Genomic DNA, 21,703 nt, shown 5'->3' on the forward strand with positions numbered 1-21,703 from the left:
CGAAAACGCCACTATGAAGATCGCGACCTGGCCCATGGCGATCAGACGCCGACTCAGGCTGCACGGACGCTCAAGCCCTGGCAAATGGGCATGATTGCGGTATCTCTGATCGGTACCGTTGCGGTGCAGCTGTTCAGTGGCTCGATGATTCTGGGTGGCCTATTCGGCTTTGCGCTGCTGTCAGTCAGCGGTGTGTTCAGCTGGCACGAGCAGGACAACATCTTCACTGAAGGCATGCAGATGATGACCTTGGTAGGCTTCATCATGATCGCAGCGGCTGGCTTTGCCAGCGTGATGCAGGCCAGTGGCGAAGTTGAGACACTGGTCACCAGCTCAACCAACCTGATTGGCGACAACAAGGGCCTGGCCGCGCTGGTCATGCTGCTGGTCGGCCTGTTTATTACCATGGGTATCGGCTCGTCGTTCTCGACCATTCCGATTATCGCGTCGTTGTACGTTCCGCTGGCGATGGGGTTTGACTTCTCGCCGATGGCCACCATTGCGCTGGTCGGGGCTGCGGCTGCTCTGGGCGATGCGGGCTCACCGGCATCTGACTCGACCTTGGGGCCAACTGCCGGTCTTAATGCCGATGGTCAGCATGACCATATCTGGGACAGCGTGGTGCCGACCTTTCTGCACTACAACATTCCACTGATCGCTTTTGGCTGGCTGGCGGCCATGACGCTATAAACCAGCAGCTGTGTTTGTCGTCACACACGCGGCCAGGCTATTGCCTGGCCGTTTGCGTTTTGTCACCCTGGTGATTTATCGCACACAGCAGCGCTTGCCCTTGCGTCCGCTACCGCACGGACAGTCCGCGTTTCGCCCCGGTTTGAGCTGAAGAATCTCAGTCTTGCCATCGACATACAGCCAGCGCCCTTGTGTACGGATGAACCTGGACTCTTCTTGAAGAATTCGCCAGCGACCTTTCTCCCGAAAGGTTGCCCGAAAATGCACCGTACCGGTATCGCCTGTTTCCTGACTACTGATAATTTCCAGTCTCACCCACTCAGTCGAATCGTCATCCAACAGGCTGGCCGGACGCTGATCGGGATGCCAAGTCACCAGCAGGTAGTCATTAACCCCTAATGCAAACGCACTGAAGCGTGAGCGCATCAAGGCTTCCGGCGTGGGGGCCAGCTCGCCGTCATGATAGCGCCCGCAGCAGGCATCGAGAGACAGCCCACTTTGGCAGGGGCAGTAGGGTGATGATGCATCCAGCATGATATGAACCTCGCCAAGCAAGTCATCAGGCGCACCAGGCTGTGCGGGTAGAGAGGGCTAGCGCCGCGGTTTGGCTCTGGCGGTGGCCGTGGCGCTAAGCGGATCTTCTGGCCAAGGGTGCTTGGGGTAGCGCCCGCGCATGTCCTTGCGTACCTCGGCGTAGCCGTTGGCCCAGAAGCTTGCCAGGTCTCGAGTCACCTGCAGCGGACGACGTGCTGGTGACAGCAGGTGCACCAGCGGGGCTACCCGCCCTTCTGCCAGCTTCGGTACCTCCTGCCAGCCAAACAGCTCTTGCAGCTTGGCCGCCAACACCGGCGTTTCGCCCGCGTAGTCAAGCCGAATCCGTGAGCCGCTGGGTACCTGAAGATGGGTTGGCGCCAGGCTATCAAGTCGCGAGCGCAGCGACCAATCAAGGCCGTCGAGCAATACACGCCACAACGGTAACTTGGCAATGTCATCAATGCTCTGCAACCCTTCCAAGTGTGATCCCAGCCAGCTGTCGAGCCCATTAAGCAGCGCAGCATCCGACCAGTCCGGCCACGGCGGACCAAGCTCACGTCGCAGTAAAGCCACCCGCCCGCGCAGCTGCTCACCGGCCGTATCGAATGGCAGTCGCTGACGACGCTCAAGGGCTTCGATCAAGGCGCGCCGTACTGCTTCGGGCGGCTTGCCGCGCAATGGGCGACGCGCCAGCATCACCGCGCCCAGCCCTTGTCGCTGTTCACCCACCAGTCGGCCCTGCTCATCGTCCCATTGCAGAGAGTCGCGCCAGACCAACGCCTCGGGAAAACAGTCAAGCAGACTCTCCCGGCTCAATTCTGTAGCGCGATAGATACGCCCACCGCCGTCTTCACCATCGAGCTCAATCGCCACGAGAAACGCCGCATGAGCCAACGGGCTGCGGGTGTCCAGTGTCGCCTTGCCCCCGCCCACCAGGCGGAACTGGCCAGGGGCCGTTTGCTGGGCAACGCGCTCCGGCCAGGCGAGTGCCAGCAGCTGGCCGATATGCGCCGCGTCACGCTGTATGTTGACCAGGCCCAGGCTGGCCTGGCCCCGATGCACGTTGCTTTTGCCGGCTGACATCAATCCCGCCAAGCGCTCGGCATCGCGGCGCCAGCTACGATAATCATTGGGACGTTGAAAATGCTGTTTCAGTGCCTCGACCGGATCTTGTTCGCCATCCGCGTCTCTACCTTCCAGCCACGCCACCAGTCCACAGGCCAGTGTGGCGATATCTGGCCCTGCATCAGCAGCGTTGGCCAACAGCAGAGCAAGCCGTGGCGAGGTCGGCCAACGCTCACAGGCGCGGCCCAGCGGCGTCAAATGGCCATGTTCATCAAGCAAACCGAGCCGAGCGAGCTGCGTTTGGCCCGCCTTCATGGCCCCTGTCGGCGGTGGGGTAATCCACTGCAGTGCTTGAGGATCAGTAATGCCCCAGCGGGCCAGTTCAAACGCCAGTGATGACAGGTCAGCCTGCAGAATTTCCGGCTCGCGGTCTGCCGGCAGCGGCTGCTCCTCGCCCCACAACCTATAACACACCCCCGTCCCCAGGCGCCCTGCCCGGCCACGCCGCTGGTCGGCACTGGCACGATTGATACGCCGCGTTTCAAGCCGAGTCAGGCCGCTGCGCGGCTGATACACGGCCAGCCGCTCGCGACCAGCATCAATGACCACGCCTATGCCATCCACAGTGATGCTGGACTCGACAACCGCGGTAGACAGCACGACTCGGCGTTGACCATCACTCGCGGGCCTAAGCACCCTGCGTTGTTCGGCCAGCGGCTGGCGGCCATGCAATTCGGCAACAGCAGGTGCAGACGGAAGCTTAGAAAAATGACTGGCCAACGCACTTTTTAGACGACGAATCTCGCCGACACCAGGCAGAATCACCAGCACGTCTCCGCTGTCTTTCGTCAGTGCTTCGCCAATCACCTCAGCCTGATGCGATACTGGATCACGCCCCGCCGCCTCGCGGTAGCGGGTTTCTACCGGAAATTGACGACCAGGGCAGTCAATCACCGGCGTGTCTTCGCCAAGTACCGCGGTAAGCGAGGCCGCATCGAGGGTCGCCGACATTACCAGCAGGCGCAGGTCATCGCGCGCTGTCTGAGCATCGAGTGCCAGCGCCAAACCCAGATCAGCTTCCAGGCTGCGCTCATGAAATTCGTCGAAAATGACGCCAGCAACGCCATCCAGTAGTGGATCATTCTGCAGCATGCGAGTCAGCACGCCCTGAGTGACGACCTCCAGCCGTGTGTTCGGTCCCACCCGCGTATCACCGCGCATGCGATAACCCACCGTCTCACCGACCGATTCGCCCAGCTGTTCCACCATGAAGCCTGCGGCCAAGCGGGCGGCGACGCGACGTGGCTCCAACAGCAGGAGCTTTTGCCCCTGGCACCAGTCAGCATCAAGCAGCGGCAGTGGAACTCGAGTAGTTTTTCCTGCACCTGGCTCGGCCACCAGCAGTGCCCGGGAGCTTCTATCCAGCGCAGCAAGGATATCAGCCATCCGCGCTTCGATAGGCAGCGCGATGGCTTGCCGTTTGCCAGAGTGGTTATTTTCGACGTCAGCCATCTTCGTCTCTTTGCCCACATTCCCGATACTTGTATGGATTCTTTCCATCCCGGTTCTTGCTATCTCGCACCAGTGATTCTACGCTTAGCCGGACATCCTGACCAAGCGGTCAAGATATGGCGGTTCGAATTTCCCATGACAACACCCCACAACAACAACAGGGTTAAATGGCATGCAACAGACAACGACACATCCCGAAGGGCGTTCGCACGCGACTGCGTCAAACCCACAGAATCAGCACTTTCTTGACCGCTGGTTTGGTGTTACCCGACGCGGCTCCACATTGAGAACCGAACTGCTGGCAGGCGTTGCTACCTTCCTGGCCGGTATGTATATCATCGTAGTCAACCCAGCAGTGCTCTCTGACGCTGGTATCCCTTTTACCTCTGCACTGTCAGCCACCGTGCTGATCAGCTTTTTAAGCAGCCTGGCCATGGGGCTTTATGCCCGCAACCCCATTTTGGTGGCACCGGGCATGGGCATGAATGCACTGTTTACCTATACCCTGGTATTGGGTGCCGGCCTGTCCTGGGAAGTGGCGCTGGGCTGCGTATTCTGGTCGGGGGTGATGTTTGCAGTACTTGCCATGTTTAACGTCCGCGAAGCCATCATCGACGCCATCCCTGCCTCGCTGCGCTATGCCATTACCTGTGGTATAGGACTGTTCATCACCTTTATCGGGCTGCAAAATGCTGGTTTCATCGTTGGTAGTAATGCCACCCTGGTGTCACTGGGCACCATCGACGCCCAACTGGTCACTTTTTTCATTGGCTTGATTGCCACAGCCATTTTCGTGATTCAGCGCTTCAACGGCGCTCTTATCATGGGTATTGCGCTGACCACCCTGCTGGCCGCGCCTATGGGTCACCTATGGGGCGATGAAGTCGTCGTCTCCTGGAGCGGCCTGGCCGCCTGGCCCGACTTTGGGGCAGTGATGAAAGTCGATATCCTTGGTGCGCTCAAGGTAGCTTATCTGCCGTTTATCTTCGTCATGTTGTTCACCAACTTTTTCGATGCGCTGTCGTGCTTCATGGCGCTGTCCGAGTCGGCGGGCGATAGCCTCAAGGACAAGAACGGCAATCCGCGTAACCTCAAACGCTCGATGACAGTCGATGCTTTTGCCTCGATGATTGCAGCACCTCTGGGCACCAGCGCCGCGCAGACGTTCATCGAATCCGGTGCCGGGGTGGCTCAGGGCGGCCGTACGGGGTTAGTAGCAGTGGTCATCGCGCTGCTTTTCTTGCCGTTCCTGTTTCTGTCACCGCTGTTGTCGCTGGTACCGAGTATAGCCACAGCGCCTGCGCTGGTCATGGTTGGGCTGTTCATGATGGCACCAATAAGCAAGATCGACTGGACCCACTTTGACCAGGCCTTCCCGGCGTTCCTGGCCATCATCCTGATGCCACTGACTTATTCGATCACTCTTGGAATCGCCTTCGGCTTCATGACCTTTGTGCTGATCAAAACCCTGACCGGCAGAATATCGGAGATCAAACCGGCGATGTGGGTTACTGCGGCACTCTGTGTGGTGATGCTGGCAACGACTTAAGCTCTGTCTAAAACGCTCATTGGCTCGGCTCGACAGTCTTCACGCCGCAGCCTTTGAGCACCATCCGGGTCAAAAATCGGGTAATGTCTTCCAGGTCATCATCGCTTAGCGCGTCGCGGCCGGTGATGCCCAACACTTGGGCTTCGAAGTCTGCGTAGTGCTGGGTCGATGACCAGATCAGAAAGATCAGCCACACCGGGTCGACCGGGTCCATCAGGCCGCGGTCGGCCCATATCTTGAACACCGCCGAACGGCTCAACACCCAATCACGCAGTTCGCCGCGCAGATATTCCTGGAGAAAAGGCGCACCGCCCAGAATCTCACTGGCAAACAGTCGTGAGCTTTCAGGGTGCTGGCGTGAAATCTGCATCTTGGAGCGGATAAAGGCCGACAGCACCTCGGCGGGATCATCATCGGCCGAGATGTTGTCAAGCATGACGTTCCAGCGCGTCATGGTACGCTCCAGTAGACGCACATAGAGCTTGCGCTTGCTGCCGACGTAATACAGTAGATTGGACTTGGGCATGCCCGCTTGCTCGGCGATTTGCTGCAGGCTGGTACCGCGATAGCCATGCTGCGCAAATATCCGCTCTGCTGCCGCCAGGATGGCGCGCTCATTGCGCTGACGGATGACGCCGCCGCTTTCTTGCTCAACGCTGCGCCCACTATCTAACTCGCTTTGTTGCTCATCCTGCACGCTATGTCGCCTTGCCTTGTCCATGAACCCTCGCTTGGAGACTGTTATATCAGGCAGAAATTTTGCCTGAGTGCCCGTGTTCAGGCAATTCAGCTACCTTCCTTGCCCCGGTATTATCCCGTTTTCTATTTGGGACTTTGCTTCACACAGGCCACTTGGACCCGCTTGAAAATAGATAGCAGTGGATTGGCGATAAAAAAGTGACGGCTAGACTTGCGAAAACTGACCACATGGTCAAGAATCACAGGTAACGCACTTCCCCGGCCAACAAACACAACGACAACACGGAGACGGCCATGATCGACTTCTACCTGAATGGCAGGCGACAGCAGTGTGCCGATGTGCCCGCTGAGACCAGTCTGCTTGAGCTGTTACGGACCCACCTCGGAAAAAACGGCACCAAGGAAGGTTGCGCTTCCGGTGACTGCGGCGCCTGTACGGTGGCCATCGGCGAGCTGGATGCTCAGGGTGAGCTTGAGTATCGCAGTGCCAACGCTTGCATCCTGCCCGCGCATCAGGTGGCCGGCTGCCATTTGGTGACTGTAGAAGGACTGGCACGCAGTGAAAATCCGCACTCAGCCCAGTCACACTCTTCCCCACTGCCTTCGCAACTACACCCGGCCCAGGCTGCCATGGTCGACCACCATGGCAGCCAGTGCGGCTTTTGCACACCGGGCATCGTGATGTCGCTATTTACCCTGTATGAGCAGCAGCGCCGAGCGCCCGCCCCGCTCACCCAGCAGCGACTGGAGGAAGTGCTGGGCGGCAACCTGTGCCGCTGCACCGGCTATCGCCCGATCCGTGATGCCGCGCTGGCGATGGGTAACTATCCAGACTTCCAACTGGCCTGGGCCGATGATACTGAGCTTGCTGGTAATCTTGCCGGCTTGCGCTCTGATGTCTATGTCGCACCGCAAAGCTATGCCATGCCGCAAGACATTGCCACACTGCGTGAGCTGAAGCGCCAGCGGCCCAAGGCTAAACTGGTCGCCGGTGGTACTGATTTATGGTTGGAGACGACCCAGCGCCTAGAGACACTGGACGACATCATCGATGTACATCAGGTCGCCGAACTCAGAACCATCGATGAAACCGCCGATGGCTGGTGGATCGGAGCGGCGGTCACATTGTCTGAGCTGTCGCCACTGTTTGCCGAGCACTTTCCAGCCTTCGAGCATCTGCTGCACCGTTTCGCCTCGTCACAGATTCGTAACCACGGCACCTTGGGTGGCAATATCGCCAACGCCTCGCCTATTGGCGATGGCCCGCCAGTACTACTGGCGCTGAAGGCCCACCTGCGTCTAGACGGTCCCGATGGCGCACGCGAACTGGCGCTTGAGGACTTTTTCCTCGATTACCGCAAGACTGCACTGGCCGAGAACGAATTCATCGCCGCGATCTTCGTGCCGCGCCCCGCTGCCGACCACAACCTCAAGGTATGGAAGCTGTCCAAACGCCGGGAGGATGACATCTCGGCGGTGCTCGCCGCCTTCACCTGGCGCCTAGATAACGGCGTACTGCGCGATGTGCGCCTAGCCTTTGGCGGCATGGCAGCCATTCCACTGCGTGCCACTGCGACCGAGGCCTCACTTGAAGGCCGCGCACCTGACAGTGCCGCCTTTGCTGCCGCCCGCCAAACGCTAGGCGAAGAGCTCACGCCAATGAGCGATGTGCGTGGCAGCGCCGAGTACCGCAGCACTGCCGCCAGCAACCTGCTTGAACGGCTGCGCCTGATGATTGAGGCAGACAGCCAGGCCTCTCAGGCGACTGACAACAACAACTCAGCGATCAAGAACTCAAAGATCAAGGTGACCCTCGATGCGTACGCTCACTAAGCTTGATCCGTCCTCTGGCCTTGCTCATGATAAGAAGAGCGCTGCCAACCATTCTCATGCTCACGAAAGCGCCATCAAACATGTCACCGGCCGTGCGGACTACATTGATGACCTACCTGCACCGGCAAACCTACTGCATGTCGCCGTTGGTCTGTCGACGGTGGCCCACGGCCATCTTAATCGCCTAGACCTCGACAAGGTCCGCACCGCACCGGGCGTAATCGATGTCATCACCGTTAACGAAGTGCCTGGTCATACCGATATCGGGCCGGTATATGCTGGCGACCCGATCTTTGTCGACGCTGAAGTCAGCTATGTCGGGCAGTGTCTGTTTGCTGTCGCAGCTGAAAGCGAAAAAGCGGCACGCCGTGCGGTCCAATTGGCCGATATCGATATCTGTGCAAGCATGCCCAGCTTCGACCCGCTGGGCGCTGTTGAACGCGGCGATCTGGTGCGCCCCACCCATGTTCAGGAGCGCGGCGACTGGCAGCAGGCCCTAGACCAGGCGGCCCACGTGTTCGAGGGCGAGCAGTTTGTCGGTGGCCAGGAGCATTTCTATCTCGAAGGCCAAGCCTGCCTGGTCGTGCCCAGTGAAGATGATGGTGTAATTGTCTACACCTCTAACCAACATCCCAGCGAGACCCAAAAGCTGGTCGCCGAGGTCTTGGGCACCTCGTTTCATGCGGTCACCGTAGAGAACCGGCGCATGGGCGGCGGCTTTGGCGGCAAGGAAACCCAGGCGTCGCCCTGGGCCTGTATCGCGGCGATCATCGCCCGGCGCACTGGGCGAGCGGCCAAGCTACGTCTGCCACGCCGCGAGGACATGCACGCCACCGGTAAGCGCCATCCGTTCCATAACCGCTATCGTCTCGGCGTAGATGACCAGGGCGTGCTGCTGGGCGGCGAGATTACCGTGGTGGGTGACTGCGGACATTCGCCGGACCTGTCTGACGCGATTGTCGATCGCGCCATGTTTCACTCGGATAACGCCTACTCGCTGGGCTCCGCCAGAGTCACCGGACATCGGGCGCGCACCCACAAGGCCTCCAATACAGCGTTTCGCGGTTTCGGTGGCCCCCAGGGCATGATGATCATCGAACAGGCCATGGACGACATCGCTCGCCACTTGGGCGAGGACCCGTTGACCATCCGCAAGCGCAATCTCTATCGCCAGGGCCGCGACATGACCCACTATGGGCAACGTGTAGAGCAGCTGGCGCTTCTGTCTGACATCGTCAGCCAGCTTGAATCCAGCAGCGATTATTGGGCACGCCGCGAGGCCATCAGCGAATTCAACGCTCAAAGCCCGATCGTCAAAAAGGGACTGGCGCTGACGCCAGTTAAATTCGGCATCTCCTTTACCCTGCAACACCTCAACCAGGCCGGTGCCCTGCTACTCGTCTACACCGACGGTAGCGTGATGATCAATCACGGCGGCACCGAAATGGGTCAGGGGCTGCACACGAAGATCTGCCAGGTAGTCGCACGCGAGCTGGGGCTGGAAATGACCGAGGTACGCATCAGCGCCACCCGCACCGATAAGGTGCCCAACACCTCGCCCACTGCCGCCTCCAGCGGTGCTGACCTCAACGGCCAGGCAGCACGAGATGCGGCCAGCAAGCTACGCGAGCGGCTGTTCGACTTCGCTGCCGACCACTTCGATCAGGTAAATGGCGGACTTGACCGGGAAGCCATGCGGCTTGAAAACGGCTACCTGATTGCCGGCATCGGTGAAAGCGAACAGCGCATTGCCTGGGGCGAGCTGATCCAGGCGGCCTACATGGGTAGAGTTTCGTTGTCCGAGAAAGGGTTTTATGCCACGCCGCTGATTCACTACGATCGCAGCATTGGCAAGGGGCGGCCCTTCTATTACTTCGGCCATGGCGCTGCGGTCTCAGAAGTTGAAGTCGACACTCTATCCGGTGAATACCGGCTGAGCCGCGCCGACATCCTTCACGACGTCGGTGATTCGCTGAATCCTGCCATCGATACCGGCCAAGTCGAGGGCGCCTTCATTCAGGGCATGGGCTGGCTGACCAGCGAAGAGCTCACCTGGAACGACACCGGGCGGCTGACTTCCGATGGCCCGTCGACCTACAAGATTCCCGCCTTCGGAGACTTACCGCCGGTTTTTAACGTCAAACTGCTGGAAGGTCACCCTAACTCCCAGGCCAGCATCTATCGCTCCAAGGCCGTGGGTGAGCCACCTTTCATGCTGGGTATTTCCGTGTGGTCGGCGCTGCGTGATGCCTTATCAAGCCTTACCGACTACCGAGTATGTCCGCCACTCAATACTCCGGCAACGCCCGAGCGCATGCTGATGGCAATCGAAGCGATAAAAAAACACGCACCAAAGAAAGAGGCGTTTTCTGTAGGGGAGACCGACTCATGACAACACAAACCTGGCATACCGCGCTTCATCAACTGCAGCGCGAGGCACATCCCCACGCGCTGGCCACTGTGGTCGCAGCAGCGGGCTCGACACCCCGCGAGCCTGGTACGCGTATGGTGATCACTCCCGATGACAGCATGGACACACTGGGCGGCGGCCACTTCGAAGAGCAGGTCATCGAGGCGGCCCAGCGCTGGCTTACCGAGGGGCAGGTCGGACTTCGGCTGGAAGACTTCCCGCTAGGCGGGCGTTCTGGACAATGCTGCGGTGGCCACGTGCAGGTGCTGATCGAGCTGTTTCCCGCGGCAGAGATGCAGGTAGCACTGTTCGGTGCCGGCCACGTGGGACGCGCTCTGGCCCAGGTGCTCGCCCCCCTGCCATGGCGTGTCGACTGGTTCGACAGCCGCCGCGATGGCTTTCCGGACACATCCGCCGTCGATCGACAGTCTCGTCACAGCTATACACCCGACGAGGAAGGTATTAAACAGACTGTCGCAACGTTGGCACCGAGCTCTCATGTATTGATCATGACCCATGACCATGCTCTGGATCGCGCCCTGCTCGATGCGCTGCTGGGCCGCGAGGATCTTGCCTCACTGGGCGTGATTGGCTCAGATTCCAAGTGGGCCAGCTTTCGCAGTCGGCTGAGAAACGCCGGACACAGCGACGAACGGTTAGCCGAGGTTCGCTGCCCGATTGGCGTTCCCGGCGCCATTGGCAAGCGGCCTTACGAAATAGCCCTGGCGGTAGCCGCTGAGCTTCTGACGTTGAAAACCTCACTGGCAACACAGCTACCCACCGCCAGTCGGCGCGGGCTCGACCCGGCGCTGCTACGCGGCCTGCTCAATAAGGCACCAGTATTTACACCGTCTTCTCACGAATCACCTGCCTATGGAGTCAAGCATGACGGATAACTCTCGCTACCTGCTGCGCGGCGAAGTGCTTAGCTTCAATGACGATCCCGGCGAAGGCGATACCCCGGCGCCCGACAGTCTTAGCCATTATCCTGATGGTGCACTGTTGATTGAAAATGGCCGCATCAGTGCCGTCGGGCATCATGAACAACTGACGAGTCGTGCGCCGGCAGACGCCAAGCACATCGACTATCGCGGTAAACTGCTGATGCCCGGCTTTATCGATCCACATGTGCACTACGCCCAGCTCGACATCATGGCCTCCTATGGCCGTCAGCTGCTGGACTGGCTTAACGAATACACCTTCCCCGAGGAGTGCCGTTTTACCCAGCGCGCTCACGCCGATGCCGTGGCCGAGGCGTTTCTCGATCAGCTGATCGAGGCCGGCACCACTACCGCTCAGGTCTTCTGCACCTCGCACCCCAACTCAGTGGATGCCTTCTTCTCAGCATCCCAGCGCCGTGGAATGCGCATGCTGGCCGGGAAAGTGCTGATGGATCGCCACGCCCCCGAGGCGCTGCTCGACCCACCTGGCGGTGGGATTGACGATAGTGAACGGCTGATTGCCGACTGGCACGGCCGCGATCGGCTCAGCTACAGCCTGACGCCGCGCTTTGCGCCGACGTCCAGCCGTGAACAGCTCGATGCCACCGGCGGTGTGTTGCGCAATGCACCGGACCTATATTTACAAACGCATCTGTCAGAGAACCCTGGCGAGATCGCTTGGGTCGCCGAGCTGTTTCCGGATTGCCAGGACTATCTGGCGGTGTATGAACACTTTAACCTGGTCGGCCCGCGCAGCACCTTCGCTCACGGCATCCATCTAGATCAGGACATGCGCCACCGGCTGGCTGAACGCGGATCAAATATCGCGTTCTGCCCCAGCTCCAACCTGTTTCTGGGTAGTGGGCTGTTCGACCGTCTGGCCTGCCGCGAGGCGGGGCTAAATATCAGTCTGGCCAGTGACATAGGCGCGGGCACTGAGCTTTCCGGGCTAGGCAGCCTGAAAGCCGCTTACCAGGTGGGTCAACTCCTGGGGCAGCCGCTCACTGCATGGCAGGGGTTTTATCAACTGACACTGGGGAACGCCCGCGCCCTGCACCTGCAGGACGCTATCGGTCATTTTGCGCCTGGCAGCGAGGCGGATCTGGTAGTGCTGGACCCCGCCGCCACGCCACTGCTGAAACGGCGCACCGCTCGCTCCGGCAGTTTAGTCGAGCGGCTGTTTGCACTAATGATGCTGGGCGACGAGCGCGCGGTGCATGCCACCTGGATCAATGGCCGGACATACCAGGGCTAGCTTACTGACTCTTGCTCAGCGACCCGGTAGATTTTTTGCAGCATGGCATTAAGGCCATTGCTGCGGGTCGGTGACAGGTGTTTGTCGAGCCCAAGGTCTTGCAGGAAGTGTGGCGGGGTATTGCAGATATCCTGCGGGGTTCGATCGCTGTAGATACGCATCAACACGGCGATCAGCCCTGACACGATGGCCGCGTCAGACATCGCATCAAAATGCAGCTGCTCGCCTTCGCGGCGATGGCGCATCCAGACATTGGACTGGCAACCTTGGATACGATACTCGTCGGTCTGATATTCCTCGGGCAACGGCGGCAGCTGTTTGCCCAGATCGATGATGTACTGATAGCGGTCCATCCAGTTATCAAACAGCTCGAACTCTTCCAGCAGTTCCTGTTGGGCGGCTTCGGCACTAGTCGCGGTCATCTTTAGACTCCATGGAAATTTCTCCCCATTATACTGGCCAAGTGCCCGAGCGTGCACAACGCATCGCTCCGTGTGATTGAAAAAACAGGTTTTATTAACGTCAACCATGTCACCGTTGCATAGGTGGACATGACAAACTATTACGGGATCTCTGATGCAAACCCACTCAAACGCTGCTGACCCATAGGATCTTGGCCGGTTCAGGGCTTTTCGAGATCACCGCATGTCCCATCTGACTATCCAGCGCCAGGCTGTCGCCGACTTGGAGCCGAACAGGCTCATAGTGCTCGGTCCAGACCTCCACCTCCCCCTCCTGTACGACAAGCTGCTCCTGTCCTACGTGTTTCTGTAGCTCGCCGAACTCTTCGATATTGGTATTCAGTACCGTCGTGAAAAATATCAGAAAGTCCTTGCTAAGCATGTCGCTGCAGAGCAGTTCAAACCGATAGTTGGGAGTTTCAACTACATGGCCATCCCCTGCGCGGGTTAGCGTACGCCAGCCGCTAGGAGACCTGCGTTCGTAATAGTAGAACAGCTCACTGACTTCTACCTCCAGGGCCGAGGCCAATCCGACGATGACGTCATAGGTAGGGGAAAGACGGCCATTTTCGATGCGCGAGATGCTGGCTGCCGAGGTGCCTGATGCTGCGGCCACCTGCGCGATGGTTAGCTCTTTGGAAAGCCGAAGAGCCTTCAGGCTTTTACCGATTGGACCAGGTTTTCGATGCCGTTCAAGGGGGCGCAGAAGAGTTTTCGCAGTGTTGCTCATGGCGACCTCACTTTTGTTTGAAGACACTATTAAAAACTAAAATAAGCACTTGATATTATTAAGCTTTTCTTTTTTTGACTTGATCTTGCGTATATGCAATCATGATTCAGGGCGCTGAAAGATTCAAGCAGCTTTATATGATGGTGGCCTCAAGTCTTTCTGTGATGCGACTTTTTTCTTTTTGATGCCCGACTCATACACAATAAAATTTTGAGAGAACAATCATGAATAACAGGAAACGACTGGTTGCCCGCATTACCCTATTGAGCGTTTTGGCGGCCGCTACCACGGGTGTAAGCGCAGCCGATAAAGAGTGGAAGATGGCCACTCCGTGGGGTGGTGGGCCTTGGTTGGAGCGTGACGCTCAGACCTTCGCCAACTACGTTAACCAGCTGACCGCCGGCGAAATCGAAGTCGAGGTCTTTCCCGGGGGAACCCTGGGCGGTGCCCTCCGCGTTACCAACACCGTCAAGGCGGGCATTGCCGATGTGAGTCATAACTATATCAACTATGACTATGGTACCGATCCTACTGCCGCGCTGCTGGCCGGTCACTCCAGTGGCTTGACACCAGAAGAGTTCATGATGTGGATGTATGAGGGCGGCGGCGCCGAGCTCTACGAGGAGTTCCGGCGCGATGTCTTCGATGTCGTAGCATTCCCGTGCTCGATCCTGGGCACCGAGCTCTTCCTGCACTCGAACAAGAAGGTCAAGACGCTGGAAGACTTCCAGGGACTGCGACTACGGACGTCGGGCGCATGGGCCGAAATCGCCTCGAACCTTGGAGCGTCCACCGTGGTCATGGCCGGTAGCGAAATCTACAACGCCCTGGATCGCGGCGTAATCGATGCCGCCGAGTGGGGCAGCCCCGAGATGAATAAGCCGACCGGCTTCCAGGACGTGGCGCAGTATGTCGTGCTACCCGGCGTGCACCAGTCGGGGGGCTTCCTAGAGTGTCAGGTCAATCAGGACACTTGGGATGAGCTGGATGCCGAGCAGCAGGAGCTGATGCGCCTTGCCGGCAAGCTCAGCGTGTTCGATTCCTGGCTAGCCAGCTCCTACGCCGACTTGGAGGCCTATAAGGAACTCCTCGCAGGCCCCAACGAAATCGTCCAGCTGGACCCTGCGTTTATCGAAGAGATCTATGCAGAAACCCGGAAGTGGGAAAACGAGCACGCTGAAGATAACGAGTGGTTCGCCCGCGTGCTGGAGTCCCAGCGCGACTTCAAGGATTCTATGACGACTTGGCAGCAGTACCGCTTGCCGATTGGCTCAATGGGCCGTGAGTAACGACTAGCAACTCCAAACCAGTACAGCGTCAAGAGAGGGAGGCAGTCGGCCTCACTTTCTTGACGCCTGTGCCAAGATGTTGCGTGCATACCGATTATCCCATATGGGAAAGCTGAAATGAGACTGATTCATACAATTGAGCGGTTGACTCGCTGGGCTGGTGGGATAGGCGCGATGCTGACCTTTCCCCTGATTGGGGCCCTAGTCTACGAAGTGTTTAGCCGCTATGTGCTTGGCAGGCCGACACTTTGGGCTTTCGAGATCAGCTATATGGTCATGGGTACAATTTTCATGCTGGGCATGTCCAATGCCTTGCGCCAAGGCCAGCATGTAAGCGTAGACCTGTTTAGCCTGAGATGGTCAGATCGAACCAATGCCGCGGTGCGCCTAGTGGGATATATGGTGTTTCTCCCCGTATTGGCCTGGCTGGTGTGGGAACTTGGCAAGTACGCTATGGGCGCTCTCGAAAGCGGTGAACGCTCAGGCCGCTCAGCTTGGAACCCTGTAGTATGGCCGGTATTCCTTAGCTGGTGGCTTGGCTTTCTATTACTTCTCCTCCAGGTAGTCGCGGAAATCATGAAGGCGGTGGCTACGCTGCGAGATAAGCCATCCGTCAAGGAGGGCTCTGCATGAGCGATTTTCTATCGCTGGCCATGTTTCCAGCGCTTATTGGACTGATCATTACCGGCTTTCCGATCGCCTTTTCCATGATACTGGTGGCAACGCTATTTGGCATCCTCCTGTTCGGTGATGCGGCCGCCTACCAGTTACTGACAAAAATCGAAGACACCGCCTCCAACTCGATTCTTGCTGCAGTGCCTTTATTCATCTTCATGGGGGCGATGCTTGAGCGTTCAGGCATCGCCGAGCGGCTGTTTACAGCGATTCATTTTTGGACGCGGAGGTTACCCGGTGGTCTTGGGGTGGGCGCGGTTGTCATGGGGACCCTGTTCGCAGCGGCCAGCGGCGTGGTGGGTGCCACTGAGGCGGTAATCGGCCTGCTGGCCATTCCGGTCATGCTCAAGCATAACTACAGCAAATCCCTGATGTCTGGCACCATCTGCGCGAGTGGCTCACTGGGCACGGCCATTCCTCCTTCGATCACGGTGGTCGTATTGGGGCCGGTGGCGAGCGTGTCAGTGGGGTCACTGTTCAGCGGCCTGATGGCGCCCGGCTTCCTGATGGCCGTCCTGTTTCTGCTCTACATTGTCCTGGTATCCTATCTGAAGCCGGAAATGGCACCGCGAATGCCGGTGGACGAGGATGACGGCACAAGCTGGGGAGAGAAGGTCCGCGTCACTCTGTGGGCGCTGCTGCCTACACTGGCTCTGATCATGACGGTGCTTGGTACCATTTTGCTGGGTATCGCGACGCCCACGGAGGCGGCGGCCTGCGGCGCGCTAGGGGCGGTTCTACTGGCCTTGGCCTACCGTACCCTGAATCGCAATGTGCTATGGAATTCCGCGCTGCGTACTCTGAATATCTCGGCGATGATCTTGTTGATCGTGCTGGGTGGCAACATGTTTGCTGGTGTCTTTTTCGCTGCTGGCGGCATGGCGACGGTTCAGTCGCTGTTGATGGACACTGGCATGAGCCCCTGGATGGTTATCGGCATGATTCTGCTGATCGCCTTTTTGGCCGGTTTTGTGCTGGACATGATTTCGGTAGTACTGATCATCATTCCAGTGGCCATGCCTATTGTACGTGCCTTGGGCTTCGATGAGATCTGGTTCTGTGTGGCATTCCTGGTAGTCATGCAGACAAGCTACCTAACTCCGCCATTGGCACCATCGATTTTTTATCTCAGGGCCATCACGCCACCCGAGGTAACCCTCAGGCATATGTATGCCGGCGTTGTTCCTTTCATTCTGGTGCAGCTGGTGGTGCTGGCCCTGGTGCTTACCTTCCCCGCATTGGCAATGTGGCTACCTGAGCAATTGAGCGGTCCGTCATGGTGACCAGCGTTGAGTTTTACGGAGTATGTATTCATGAAGGATCTTGAAGCGCGCCAAGAGGCGACTCTCCGTCTTGATCGGGATGCATTGATGGCACTGTGTCATCGGGTCCTGACGCATCATAAATTTACCGAGGAGCAGGCCAGCGCCCTCAGTAGGACTCTCGTGGCCGCACAGCTGGATGCGAGCCATTCGCACGGCATCTATCGGCTGCTGGGCATCATCGATACCGTCACGAAGGGGGGTGCGGTTCCCAACGCGATCCCCGAGGTAGCAGATGTGGCCCCCGGTGTGGTGCGCGTCGATGCCAAGGGGGGGTTTTCCCCCTGCGCTTTCGAGCGTGGCTTGCCGCATCTGGTAACCAAGGCGCGAGATACGGGAATCGCCCTGCTGGCGATTAACCATTGCGTACATTCCACAGCCCTGTGGGTCGAGCTCGAGAGGCTTACCGAACAGGGGTTGGTGGCGATTGCCTGCAATCCTACCCAGGCTTATGTGGCGCCCAATGGTGGCAGGCAGCCATTACTGGGGACCAATCCCATTGCATTCGGCTGGCCATATCCCAGCGACGCTCCGTTCATCTTTGACTTTGCCACCAGCACCATCGCACGAGGTGACATTGAGCTTTATCGGCGGGAGGGAAGGATGATTCCCAAAGCCTGGGGCGTTGATCGTCACGGCGTCCCCTGCAGTGATCCCGCTGAAGTGCTTGATCGTGGCGCCATGACCACCTTTGGCGAACACAAAGGGTCGGCGCTGGCGATCATGATTGAGCTAATCGCCGGCCCACTGATTGGCGACCTACTCAGCGTCGAGTCTAGCCAGCATGATGATGGCCGACAGGGTCTGCCTTACCATGGTGAGCTGATTATTGCACTTGATCCATCACGGTTGACCGGAGAGGCGTCAACCGCACACATGGAGCGCTCAGAGCTTCTGTTCGAAGCGATACTTGGGCAGGGCGCACGCCTCCCTTCCCAGCGCCGTTATCGCGAACGTGCCCGCAGTCTAGAGCATGGAGCAGAGGTGCCACTCGCGCTGGTCAAGGAGATTGAAGCGCTGCTGGACTGAGCATTAACAGGGTAAGGCCTGGCGCAGCTGTTCTTCGGAACCCTACTCATAACAGTGACGCACAAAGCCCCAGTAAAGCATGTCAGCATTTGCATCAGGAAACGATAACACCGATTACCGGCATGTTGAGATAGAGGCTGGTTTTTACGACTGCGCAGCCGTCTTAGATACCACTCTCGAGTGGATTCGCACCGCGTGCGTCTAATCAGTTCAGGCGATTATTCGTTTGCACGATAGAAGCCAGCCCATGCCGTGACTGCTGCTCATGCCACTGCTCGTCTTCGGTGTGCAGGTAACGTGATGTAGTATCCAGCCGCGCATGACGTGCGGTCTCAGCGAGATAGCGCAACTCGATACCTGCCTGGGCCTGATGCGTCAGTGCGGTATGACGCAACCAGTGTGGTGTAGCACGCTTCAGGCTAGCCACTTCACGCGCAGCACCCTGTCCCTGCGCCGCTTCAAGCGCTGCTGCGGCCTGGCAAAACGTATCGCGAATCACACGATATAGCTGGTTATCGCCGATGGCACGCTGCCCATCAATCCCGCGTAGCAGCGGCGTGTCCTCATCTGAAGAAGGCATTCCATCCAGCTCCAGGTAATCCCGCCAAGCTTCGAGCAATCGACACATGTCCGGTGGCACCGGAATAGTGGCCAGCTTGTCGCCTTTCCCAGCTACGCGCCACCACCAGCGGCCTTCCCTTAGCGTAAAGTCATTCATGCGTGCTGCCGCCATTTCGCCAAGACGTGGTGCCAGAAGATAGGCAAAACCAAAAATACAGCGACGCCGCTGAGCTTCAAAGTGCTGTCGTGGCGTGGCCGCTTCATGCAACGGTGCATTAAGCCACTGCCATAGCCAATCCCACAGCGGCCGCTCTAGGTAGCGCTCCACACGGCCACTTCTGCTATCCAGCCGACGGCGCTTGTCGCGCATCAGCCGGAAGGGGTTGTGGCTGACCCAGCCCGCCTCCACCAGCCAGGCGTACATGCCCTGCAGAATCACCAAGCTCTGACGACGACTGGCTGGCGACAGCGGTCCACGAAAAGGCCGCCAACGGCTATCGCTGCGCGGACGCGACGGCCCTATCCAGCGCCCGGCAGGCTGTGGGTCAGCGAGAAATTGTTCGAATGCATCGAGCTGATCACGACGTAGCCCCGATAAATTAAGTGGCTTCGTATGGTATTGCATGTCGGCTATCCATAGCAGCAACCGCTCAGCCTCTCTTCGATAGGCCCGCTGAGTGTTCGGGCTAGCGCGGTATTCCTCCAACCAGGCAACCACGGCATCAATGTCACTTGACGCACGAATACGCGGCGAATCGGCCGGTGAACGGCCGACTCTGTCAGATGTTTCTACCACCTCTTGGGCTGAATGCCCCAGATCCATCGGCAACAGCTGCTTATGTGTCATGTCGTCGGTTGTCATGTTTGCCGCTATTTTCACCCGCTGCCTACTCAGGTGCGCCAGTTCATGCACCAAGGCGCTTAGTGTCCGTGTCGCAAGCTGATAAATCAAGATAATGCGAGTAATCTTGAATTTAATTCTACCAAGATAATGTAATATTATGTATTACGTAATGCTACACTACATAAAGTTTCTTCTTTCCTTTATTAAGCAAAACAGACTCAATTTGCGCTAATCTGGACAGCTCGTTACCCGGTGTGCAATACAGGCATGGATTACACAAGCACTAGCACCCTGCGTTTTGTTACACTGGCGAGATCTGGTGGCCTGGTTACCAGAGCCTGCATAAGCGCCTGAATTCGTGGCGGACCACCTCTTTTTTCAGATTTCACATACTGACAGGAGCGCTCATGGCCCGGATTGGAATTACGTATGAGGACGTACAGCGAGCCATTGATACGTTGCTGAAGCGCCAGGAAGCGCCCAGCGTGCAGAAGGTGCGCGAGGTACTTGGTACCGGCAGTTTCACCACCATCAGTGAGCACCTGCGTGAATGGCGATCACGCAAGGAACAGCGCAAAGACCAGCCACCATCACGCAGCATGCCCGCCCCGCTTCAGGCGCTGGCTGAAAACTTATGGGAGCAGGCGCAGCAGGCAGCCAATGAAGGGCTAGCCCACTATCGTCTGCTGGCCGATCAGCAGATAGCCGAAGCGCGCGAACAGGTCGCCGAGTCAGGTCGTCGCGCTGAAGACGCAGAGCAGCGTGAATCCGCCCTATCAACTCATTTGACGCGGCTTGATGAACGCCTGACTGAGAACTCAGCCGAACTGGCGCGCAGCCAGGCAGACCTTGACGCTGCTCACAAAGCCAATAAACAACAGCAAGCCCAGATGGAGCGCTTGGAACACCAGGCCAGCGTGGCTCAAAAAAAGCTGGAAGAACGCGAAACACACTTCCAACAGCGCTACCGGGATCTCGAAGCAGACTGGAAGGCGCAGCTAAATCAGGAAGAAAAGCGTCATGAAGCCGCCGAGGGTCGCTTGATGAGCCTGCTGGACGAAGCCCGGCTGGAATACCGTCAGGCCGAAAAAGCACAACAGGCACAGCGTAGCCGCCTGGAGCAGCAGCTCGACAGAACCCAGGATGAACTCAAGGCACAGCGCCAGGCTTTGGCTGAGACCCAGGCAGAATGGCAGCGTGCGCGGATGCTCGCCGAGCAGCGTGAAGCAGCAGCCCGCAGCGAAATCTCACGCCTAACCGCGCGTGAAACGGCTCAACAAGATGATATCGCCACACTGACAGAGCGGCTCGAACAGCGCGATGCACAGATAGAAGCGCTGGAAACTAAACTTCAGGATCGCCTATGGATGTCACTGGAGCGCGTGCTCAACGATGCCGATGACAAAGGCCCTAATCAGGAATAAAACAGGCTGTAAAAAACTCAAGCCCGCCATTTGATAACGGCGGGCTTGAGTTTTTTCCACTCACTCTCTGCGCTTTTTCTCAGCGATAGTAAGCGTTGGTAGTATCGGTGTGGTCGGTGACGTCGCGAATGCCCGCCAGTTCAGGGATACGCTCCATCAGGGTTTTTTCGACACCGTCTTTCAGAGTCAAGTCAACCGCGGCACAGCCCTGGCAGCCGCCGCCAAAGGCCAGCACGGCTACCTGCTGCTCAGTCAGCTCGATTAATTTAATCTCACCGCCGTGGGCCGCCAGGCCCGGATTAATTTCGCTGTAGAGTACGTAGTTGATGCGGTCCTCCAGCGGACTATCAGAGTTGACCTTGGGCATCTTGGCGTTGGGCGCCTTGATGGTCAATTGCCCGCCCATTCGGTCGGCGTTAAAGTCCACCACGGCTTCTTCAAGAAACGGCAGACTGTTCTTGTCGAGAAAGACCGTAATCTTTTCGAGTGCCAGCCGCTCATCGGTAGGCTCTTCTTCACCGGGCCGACTGTAGGCTAAGCAAGTTTCTGCATAAGGTGTACCGGGCTGGGTGATAAATATACGCACGGCGATACCCTCGACATCCTGCTTGGCCAGCAGTTCGGCAAGGTAATCTTGGGCGCTGTCGGTAATTTGGATATTTTCGCTCATGGCTCTCTCGTTGCTCGAACCGCGCCTGTTTAATGTACTCACGCGGAACGGAAAGTAAATGACATACCACTTATGGTAAGCGAGTCACGGTTGCGAGACAATCCCGACTGTATTGGTAGGTCTTTAACAAGCCGCTTTCCCTCTGCCTGCAGCCACATGCATTTGCTATTCTATTGCGGCGATGCAACCTCGTCTTGATCCACACTGCGC

18 protein-coding genes are annotated in these 21,703 nt (G+C 58.1%); 11 read left to right on the forward strand and 7 right to left on the reverse strand.

Features of this window, described 5'->3' with window-relative positions; all coding sequences use genetic code 11:
• Positions 1-690 (forward strand): Na+/H+ antiporter NhaC family protein (locus ACTH3D_RS02560; protein ID WP_441664932.1); only part of this gene is annotated, 690 nt, incomplete at its 5' end.
• A gap of 75 nt (positions 691-765) precedes the next feature.
• On the opposite strand, the gene ACTH3D_RS02565 is transcribed toward ACTH3D_RS02560, so the two are convergent.
• Positions 766-1,224, reverse strand: a complete 459-nt coding sequence (locus tag ACTH3D_RS02565; RefSeq protein ID WP_441664934.1) for a YchJ family protein — start codon at positions 1,222-1,224, stop codon at positions 766-768.
• A gap of 57 nt (positions 1,225-1,281) precedes the next feature.
• Positions 1,282-3,801 (reverse strand): ATP-dependent helicase HrpB, encoded by a 2,520-nt coding sequence (hrpB, locus tag ACTH3D_RS02570; RefSeq protein ID WP_441664936.1) that lies wholly within the window; start codon positions 3,799-3,801, stop codon positions 1,282-1,284.
• A 172-nt stretch (positions 3,802-3,973) separates the two neighbouring features.
• Here hrpB and ACTH3D_RS02575 point away from each other — a divergent pair, with 172 nt between their 5' ends.
• Positions 3,974-5,350 (forward strand): NCS2 family permease, encoded by a 1,377-nt coding sequence (locus ACTH3D_RS02575; RefSeq protein WP_441664938.1) that lies wholly within the window; start codon positions 3,974-3,976, stop codon positions 5,348-5,350.
• Positions 5,351-5,366: 16 nt separating this feature from the next.
• Here ACTH3D_RS02575 and ACTH3D_RS02580 read toward each other — a convergent pair whose 3' ends face one another.
• Complete coding sequence (locus ACTH3D_RS02580) at positions 5,367-6,071, reverse strand: TetR/AcrR family transcriptional regulator (RefSeq protein ID WP_441664940.1); 705 nt, start codon at positions 6,069-6,071, stop codon at positions 5,367-5,369.
• A gap of 272 nt (positions 6,072-6,343) precedes the next feature.
• On the opposite strand from ACTH3D_RS02580, the gene xdhA reads away from it, so the two are divergent.
• From xdhA to guaD, 4 genes are read left to right on the forward strand one after another with little or no spacing between them, the layout of a single operon-like run.
• Positions 6,344-7,882, forward strand: a complete 1,539-nt coding sequence (xdhA, locus tag ACTH3D_RS02585; protein WP_441664942.1) for a xanthine dehydrogenase small subunit — start codon at positions 6,344-6,346, stop codon at positions 7,880-7,882.
• The gene (xdhB, locus tag ACTH3D_RS02590) at positions 7,866-10,274 is read left to right on the forward strand and encodes a xanthine dehydrogenase molybdopterin binding subunit (protein WP_441664944.1); all 2,409 of its coding nucleotides are present in this window, start codon (positions 7,866-7,868) and stop codon (positions 10,272-10,274) included. The genes xdhA and xdhB overlap by 17 nt, the downstream gene beginning before the upstream one ends.
• Positions 10,271-11,188: a xanthine dehydrogenase accessory protein XdhC gene (gene xdhC / locus ACTH3D_RS02595; RefSeq protein ID WP_441664946.1), complete on the forward strand. Its 918-nt coding sequence runs from the start codon at positions 10,271-10,273 to the stop codon at positions 11,186-11,188. Before xdhB ends, xdhC begins: the two co-directional genes overlap by 4 nt.
• Positions 11,178-12,488 (forward strand): guanine deaminase, encoded by a 1,311-nt coding sequence (gene guaD / locus ACTH3D_RS02600; RefSeq protein WP_441664948.1) that lies wholly within the window; start codon positions 11,178-11,180, stop codon positions 12,486-12,488. The genes xdhC and guaD overlap by 11 nt, the downstream gene beginning before the upstream one ends.
• Here the strand turns inward: guaD and ACTH3D_RS02605 are convergent.
• Both ACTH3D_RS02605 and ACTH3D_RS02610 read right to left on the reverse strand, forming a co-directional pair.
• Entirely contained in the window at positions 12,485-12,910 is a 426-nt protein-coding gene (locus tag ACTH3D_RS02605) for a SufE family protein (RefSeq protein ID WP_441664950.1), read from the reverse strand. The two genes, guaD and ACTH3D_RS02605, sit on opposite strands and share 4 nt — an antisense overlap.
• A gap of 166 nt (positions 12,911-13,076) precedes the next feature.
• Positions 13,077-13,679 carry a helix-turn-helix domain-containing protein gene (locus tag ACTH3D_RS02610; protein WP_441664952.1) on the reverse strand — a complete coding sequence of 201 codons (603 nt, stop codon included), beginning with the start codon at positions 13,677-13,679 and terminating at the stop codon, positions 13,077-13,079.
• A gap of 224 nt (positions 13,680-13,903) precedes the next feature.
• Here ACTH3D_RS02610 and ACTH3D_RS02615 point away from each other — a divergent pair, with 224 nt between their 5' ends.
• The 4 genes from ACTH3D_RS02615 (at position 13,904) to ACTH3D_RS02630 (ending at position 17,994) form a co-directional block, all read left to right on the forward strand.
• Positions 13,904-14,968, forward strand: a complete 1,065-nt coding sequence (locus tag ACTH3D_RS02615; protein WP_441664954.1) for a C4-dicarboxylate ABC transporter substrate-binding protein — start codon at positions 13,904-13,906, stop codon at positions 14,966-14,968.
• Between the two features lie 174 nt (positions 14,969-15,142).
• On the forward strand, positions 15,143-15,601 hold the full coding sequence (locus ACTH3D_RS02620) for a TRAP transporter small permease subunit (protein ID WP_441664956.1): 459 nt from the start codon (positions 15,143-15,145) through the stop codon (positions 15,599-15,601).
• Positions 15,598-16,926: a TRAP transporter large permease gene (locus tag ACTH3D_RS02625; RefSeq protein ID WP_441664958.1), complete on the forward strand. Its 1,329-nt coding sequence runs from the start codon at positions 15,598-15,600 to the stop codon at positions 16,924-16,926. The genes ACTH3D_RS02620 and ACTH3D_RS02625 overlap by 4 nt, the downstream gene beginning before the upstream one ends.
• Positions 16,927-16,956: 30 nt before the next feature.
• On the forward strand, positions 16,957-17,994 hold the full coding sequence (locus tag ACTH3D_RS02630; protein ID WP_441664960.1) for an Ldh family oxidoreductase: 1,038 nt from the start codon (positions 16,957-16,959) through the stop codon (positions 17,992-17,994).
• Between the two features lie 205 nt (positions 17,995-18,199).
• On the opposite strand, the gene ACTH3D_RS02635 is transcribed toward ACTH3D_RS02630, so the two are convergent.
• Entirely contained in the window at positions 18,200-19,402 is a 1,203-nt protein-coding gene (locus tag ACTH3D_RS02635) for a tyrosine-type recombinase/integrase (RefSeq protein WP_441664962.1), read from the reverse strand.
• Between the two features lie 404 nt (positions 19,403-19,806).
• Here ACTH3D_RS02635 and ACTH3D_RS02640 point away from each other — a divergent pair, with 404 nt between their 5' ends.
• A complete protein-coding gene (locus ACTH3D_RS02640) occupies positions 19,807-20,823 on the forward strand; it encodes a DNA-binding protein (protein ID WP_441664964.1) in 1,017 nt (338 codons plus the stop codon).
• Positions 20,824-20,902: 79 nt separating this feature from the next.
• Here ACTH3D_RS02640 and nfuA read toward each other — a convergent pair whose 3' ends face one another.
• The gene (gene nfuA, locus ACTH3D_RS02645) at positions 20,903-21,493 is read right to left on the reverse strand and encodes a Fe-S biogenesis protein NfuA (protein ID WP_441664966.1); all 591 of its coding nucleotides are present in this window, start codon (positions 21,491-21,493) and stop codon (positions 20,903-20,905) included.
• Positions 21,494-21,703: the final 210 nt, after the last annotated feature.

It is taken from the genome of Halomonas sp., assembly GCF_052095765.1.
GTDB lineage: Bacteria > Pseudomonadota > Gammaproteobacteria > Pseudomonadales > Halomonadaceae > Halomonas.